The sequence below is a fragment of the Devosia sp. genome (genome assembly GCF_036406155.1).
Lineage (GTDB): Bacteria > Pseudomonadota > Alphaproteobacteria > Rhizobiales > Devosiaceae > Devosia_A.
Window position 1 is genome coordinate 1 of record NZ_DASWVV010000154.1, and the last position, 5192, is coordinate 5192.

Genomic DNA, 5192 nt, shown 5'->3' on the forward strand with positions numbered 1-5192 from the left:
CGCCCCCAGCGCCATGGAGGCGCCCGCGGCGGCCGTCGCGACTCGGGGAACCCTGCCGGCCGACGGCCTGAAGCCCGACACCGTGATGGCGGCCAAGGCCGACGTCTCGGCCATCGCCTACCTCGGCGTCTGGGCGACCGACGCCGCTGCCTGCGCCAAGGTGGACCAGGCCGGCGCCACCGGCTATGTGGTCATCACCAAGATCAGCTTCCGCCAGGACAGCGACATGACGATCGTCAATGCCGTGCCGCTGACCGACGGCAAGGCCACGCTGACCGCCGGCGACAAGACGATCGCGCTGGCGATGCCTGCCGCCGACCAGTTGCAGGTCGGCGCCGGCCCCGCCCTGGTCCGCTGCACCGCGCAGTAAGTCCTTGGCCCGCCGCTCCTCTTGGGCGGCGGGTCCTATGCCCGGCGCCCGGCGGTCACCGCGAACAGGGCGATCGCCGCCGCATTCGACACGTTGAGGGACTTGATCGGTCCCGGCATGTCGAGCCGCACCATTTCGTCGCAAAGCTCCCGGGTCCGCTGGCGCAGTCCCTTGCCTTCCGCCCCCAGCACGAGTGCCAGCGGCACCGCGTCGGTGCGGGGCCTGAGCTGCTCCGGCGCCTCCGAATCGAAGCCGACGACCTTCAGCCCGCGGCGCTTCAGCGTCTCGATGGCATCGCCCAGATTGCGTACCTCGATCAGCGGCACGAGGTCGAGCGCGCCCGAGGCGGACTTGGCCATCACGCCGGTTTCGCGCGGCGCGTAGCGTGCCGTCGTGACCACCGCGTCGGCGCCGAAGGCGCAGGCCGTGCGCAGGATCGCCCCCACATTGTGCGGGTCGGTGACCTGGTCGAGGATGACGACGAGAGCCAGCGGCGAGACGTCGTCCAGCCCGAAGCGGCTGACCGGCTCCACCTCCAGCGCCACGCCCTGGTGCACGGCGTCGGCGCCGAGCAGCCGATCGAGCTCCCGGGGCGTCGTTTCCGTAACGCGGACGTTGCCGATGCTGCCGGTCTCCCGCAGGCGCGCCAGGGCGTTGGGCGTCGCCAGCAGGCCGAGCTTGGCCCGCCGTGGATTGTCGAGCGCCGCCCGCACCGTGTGCAGGCCGTAGAGATAGACCGGACCGCTATCGGGATCGTGGCGCGGCTTTGGCGGAAACTTGTTGCGGCTCATGGCTCTGGGTAGTCGGTTTGCGTCGGGGCGGCAAGGGTCGGCGCGGCCGGGCCGCGGCTTGCGGCTGGACACTGGCGCGGCCGGCACGAATAGGTGTTGACAGGGGCGGCCGGGATCACGATAAACCGCACGCGCTTCGGATCCTTGTCCATGCGTCTGGCACGGGCCAGCGGTCCTCGCGGGCCGGGAGAGTGTCCCGAGCGGCAAAGGGGGCGGACTGTAAATCCGCTGGCTAAGCCTTCGTAGGTTCGAGTCCTACCTCTCCCACCACCCTTTCTCCCACGGGCGTCCAGGTTGCCTGGCGCCATGCGGCCTTGATAGCCGGACGCTGCTTCGCTATCAGGGAGCCGGCGCGGGTGTAGCTCAATGGTAGAGCAGCAGCCTTCCAAGCTGAATACGAGGGTTCGATTCCCTTCACCCGCTCCAACGCCTGCCGCCCGGAAGTGTCTCGCATGCGCCAGGGCAGGGCAGACCGGACGGCCGCACCCCGGTGTCGTCGGCGCGGCCGGAGCGGGGCTCTTTCGGGCAGATCGGCCGTCCAAGGGTCTTGCACGGCACCCGCTTTGCGATTAGATCGTGCCACGCCTGCTTAGGGGTATAGCTCAGTTGGTAGAGCATCGGTCTCCAAAACCGAGGGTCGCGGGTTCAAGTCCTGCTGCCCCTGCCAGGCGGATGTCTCCCCGGGGACGCTCCTGATTCGCTGAGCCCGGCGTTGCCGGATCGTGCGCGACGGCCGCCCCGCCGCCATCGCGGCAACGTGACTTCCCGGATGTGCGAGGGGCTTGCATACTGTGGCGCGAGTCATTAGATAGCCACATCTCAGCCGCCGAGGCGACTCGCGCGGTTTTTGGTTATGGGCAAAAGAGCCCGGTTGAAAGTTGATGCCGATGGCCAGGACGAACCCCCTGAAATTTTTCCAAGAGGTGCGTCAGGAGACCAGCAAGGTCACTTGGCCCTCGCGCAACGAGACGGTGATCTCGACGGTGATGGTGCTGGTGATGGTGGCTCTGGCCAGCACGTTCTTCCTGGTCGCGGACCAGCTCATCTCCTTCCTCGTAACGCAGATGCTGTCGATCCGCTGACGGCGGACCGCATCCTCAGGAGCGACCATTCGGCATGGCCAAACGCTGGTACATCGTTCAGGCATACTCGAATTTCGAGCGCAAGGTGGCGGAAGCCATCAAGGAGAAGGTGGCGCAGACCAAGCTCGAGCATCTGTTCGACGATGTCATCGTGCCGACCGAAAAGGTCGTCGAGATGCGCCGGGGCCGCAAGGTCGACACCGAGCGCAAGTTCTTCCCGGGCTACGTGCTGGTGAAGATGGAACTGACCGACCAGGCCTACCATCTCATCAAGAACACGCCGAAGGTCACGGGTTTCCTCGGTTCGGGCGACAAGCCCATGCCGATCTCCGAGAAGGAGGCCATGGCCATCCTGCAGCAGGTGCAGGAAGGCGTCGAGCATCCGAAGCCGTCGGTCTCGTTCGAGATCGGCGAGCAGGTGCGCGTCGCCGACGGGCCGTTCGCGAGCTTCAATGGCGTCGTCGAGGAAGTCGACGAGGAGCGCGCCCGGCTCAAGGTGGAAGTTTCGATTTTCGGCCGGCCGACGCCGGTCGAGCTGGAATACGGGCAGGTCGAGAAGGTCTGACCGTTCGCGGCGCCGCCCCGAGGCGGCGCGAAAACCGTGGGAGAGGGCGGCGCAAGCCAGCCGCCGGCAACACCTCGGACCACGGCGTCAACTGCGCCCAAGTGACGTTGGGCAGGAAAGGTAAGGACGACCAATGGCAAAGAAGATTACTGGGTACCTGAAACTGCAGGTCCCGGCCGGCTCGGCGACCCCGTCGCCGCCGATCGGACCGGCGCTCGGCCAGCGCGGCCTCAACATCATGGAGTTCTGCAAGGCGTTCAATGCCGCTACGCAGGACCAGGAGAAGGGCGCTCCGACTCCCGTCGTGATCACGATTTTCGCCGACAAGAGCTTCAGCTTCGAGACCAAGCTCCCGCCGGTGACGTACTTCCTCAAGAAGGCTGTGAACATCAAGTCGGGCTCCAAGCTTCCCGGCAAGGACAGCGCCGGCACCATCACGCAGCAGCAGATCCGCGAGATCGCCGAAAAGAAGCTCAAGGACCTCAACGCCTACGACGTCGACGCGGCCGTGAAGATGATCGAAGGTTCGGCCCGCTCGCTGGGCCTGCAGGTGGAGGGCTGACAAGATGGCCAAGCTAGCCAAGAGAACTGCCGCCATCCGCGAGGGCATCGACCGCAAGAAGCTTTATGAGCTGGGCGAGGCGCTGAAGCTGGTGAAGGCGCGGGCGACCGCCAAGTTCGACGAGACCGTCGAGGTGGCGCTGAACCTGGGCGTCGATCCGCGCCACGCCGACCAGATGGTCCGCGGCGTGGTGAGCCTGCCGAACGGCACGGGCAAGACCGTGCGCGTGGCCGTGTTCGCCAAGGACGCGAAAGCGGATGAGGCCAGGAAGGCAGGCGCCGATATCGTTGGCGCCGAGGACCTCATGGAAGAGATCCTCAAGGGCAACATCAACTTCGATCGCTGCATCGCGACGCCCGACATGATGCCGCTGGTCGGCCGCCTCGGCAAGATCCTCGGCCCGCGCAACCTGATGCCGAACCCCAAGGTCGGCACCGTGACCCCTGACGTCGCCGGTGCGGTCAAGGCCGCCAAGGGCGGCGCCGTCGAGTTCCGCGTCGAGAAGGCGGGCATCCTGCACGCCGGCGTCGGCAAGGCCTCGTTCTCGGAGCAGGCCCTGCTCGAGAACATCAAGGCGTTCGCCGACGCGGTGACCCGGGCCAAGCCCGCCGGTGCCAAGGGAACCTATATCAAGCGCGTCGCCCTGTCCTCGACCATGGGGCCGGGCGTGCATGTCGATCCGGCTACGATCCACTAGATCGCAGCCGTGGAATTCCGGGCGGCTGCGGCCGCCCGGATGCCGTCCGCTCCGGTTCGCCGGGACGATCGGCCAAGTCCTGTCCGAGACTGCCGGTGCGCCAAGGGCGCCTAAACCCGCAAGGGGCCTGCAATAGACGGGGTGACGACCGAAAAGGATTTGCCGCGAGGCGAGGCGTTTTCGGTTTGAACCAGGCCAGTTGCCGCTCGGGATGTCCCATCCTTGCGGAAGCTCGGTTGACAGGCGTTAACCCGCTGGCTTCCGGCAACGGGGGGCAGCAATTGGCAAGCCCGGCGAGCCATTGGCAGACCGGGCCAATGTGGAGACTAGAGTGGAAAGAGCGGAAAAGCGTGAGTTGGTCTCGTCGCTCCAGGCAGCCTTTGCGGGCGCTGGGTCGATCGTGGTCGCTCAGAATGCCGGTCTGACCGTCGCCGACCTGGAGACTCTGCGCGTGCAGATGAAGCAGGCCGGCGGTCAGATCAAGGTCGCCAAGAACCGCCTGGCCAAGCTTGCTCTCAAGGAAACCGACAATGCGGACATCTCGGCCCTGTTTACCGGGCCGACGCTGGTAGCCTACGCATCGGATCCCATGACCGCGCCCAAGGTCGCGGCCGCGTTCGCCGACAAGAACCAGAAATTCGTGGTTCTTGGCGGCGCCATGGGGAAGACCGAGCTCGACGCCGACAACGTCAAGGCACTGGCGACGATGCCGTCGCTCGACCAACTGCGCGCCATGCTCGCCGGCCTGCTCAAGCAGCCCGCGACGCGGATCGCCTCGGTCGTGCAGGCGCCGGGCGGTCAGATCGCCCGGGTGCTGGCCGCATATGCCGACAAGAGCAACGCCGCATAGGCGGACCCCAAGGTCCTTTGGACCTCCACGGTTCGAACTGAAACGAAACAAACTGAGAGTGAAAAAAAATGGCTGATCTCGCCAAACTCGTAGACGACCTGTCCGCCCTCACGGTTCTCGAGGCCTCCGAGCTGTCGAAGATGCTCGAGGAGAAGTGGGGCGTTTCGGCTGCCGCCCCGGTTGCCGTCGCCGCCGTCGGCGCCGCGGCTGCCCCGGCCGCCGCTGCCGAAGAGAAGACCGAATTCGACGTGATCCTCGCCTCGTTCGGCGAAAAC

7 protein-coding genes, 3 tRNA genes and 1 pseudogene are annotated in these 5192 nt (G+C 66.4%); 10 read left to right on the top strand and 1 reads right to left on the bottom strand.

What is annotated here, in order from left to right; genetic code table 11:
- A partial coding sequence (locus tag VGD93_RS09770) for a hypothetical protein (protein ID WP_395011548.1) occupies positions 1-370 on the top strand: 370 nt, incomplete at its 5' end.
- Between the two features lie 35 nt (positions 371-405).
- On the opposite strand, the gene rlmB is transcribed toward VGD93_RS09770, so the two are convergent.
- Entirely contained in the window at positions 406-1161 is a 756-nt protein-coding gene (gene rlmB, locus VGD93_RS09775) for a 23S rRNA (guanosine(2251)-2'-O)-methyltransferase RlmB (RefSeq protein WP_395011550.1), read from the bottom strand.
- 185 nt (positions 1162-1346) lie between these two features.
- Here rlmB and VGD93_RS09780 point away from each other — a divergent pair.
- The 9 genes and pseudogenes from VGD93_RS09780 to VGD93_RS09820 all read left to right on the top strand — a co-directional run.
- Positions 1347-1431, top strand: a tRNA-Tyr gene (locus VGD93_RS09780).
- Between the two features lie 82 nt (positions 1432-1513).
- A tRNA-Gly gene (locus tag VGD93_RS09785) sits at positions 1514-1587 on the top strand.
- Between the two features lie 165 nt (positions 1588-1752).
- Positions 1753-1828, top strand: a tRNA-Trp gene (locus tag VGD93_RS09790).
- A gap of 220 nt (positions 1829-2048) precedes the next feature.
- Positions 2049-2243, top strand: coding sequence for a preprotein translocase subunit SecE (secE, locus tag VGD93_RS09795; protein ID WP_395011551.1), 195 nt, complete (start codon positions 2049-2051; stop codon positions 2241-2243).
- A 34-nt stretch (positions 2244-2277) separates the two neighbouring features.
- The gene (gene nusG / locus VGD93_RS09800) at positions 2278-2808 is read left to right on the top strand and encodes a transcription termination/antitermination protein NusG (protein WP_395011553.1); all 531 of its coding nucleotides are present in this window, start codon (positions 2278-2280) and stop codon (positions 2806-2808) included.
- A 133-nt stretch (positions 2809-2941) separates the two neighbouring features.
- Positions 2942-3370, top strand: a complete 429-nt coding sequence (gene rplK / locus VGD93_RS09805) for a 50S ribosomal protein L11 (RefSeq protein WP_395011555.1) — start codon at positions 2942-2944, stop codon at positions 3368-3370.
- A gap of 4 nt (positions 3371-3374) precedes the next feature.
- On the top strand, positions 3375-4067 hold the full coding sequence (rplA, locus tag VGD93_RS09810; RefSeq protein ID WP_395011557.1) for a 50S ribosomal protein L1: 693 nt from the start codon (positions 3375-3377) through the stop codon (positions 4065-4067).
- Positions 4068-4398: 331 nt separating this feature from the next.
- Positions 4399-4917 carry a 50S ribosomal protein L10 gene (rplJ, locus tag VGD93_RS09815; RefSeq protein WP_395011559.1) on the top strand — a complete coding sequence of 173 codons (519 nt, stop codon included), beginning with the start codon at positions 4399-4401 and terminating at the stop codon, positions 4915-4917.
- Between the two features lie 68 nt (positions 4918-4985).
- A pseudogene (locus VGD93_RS09820) lies at positions 4986-5192 on the top strand (50S ribosomal protein L7/L12); the annotation flags it as partial.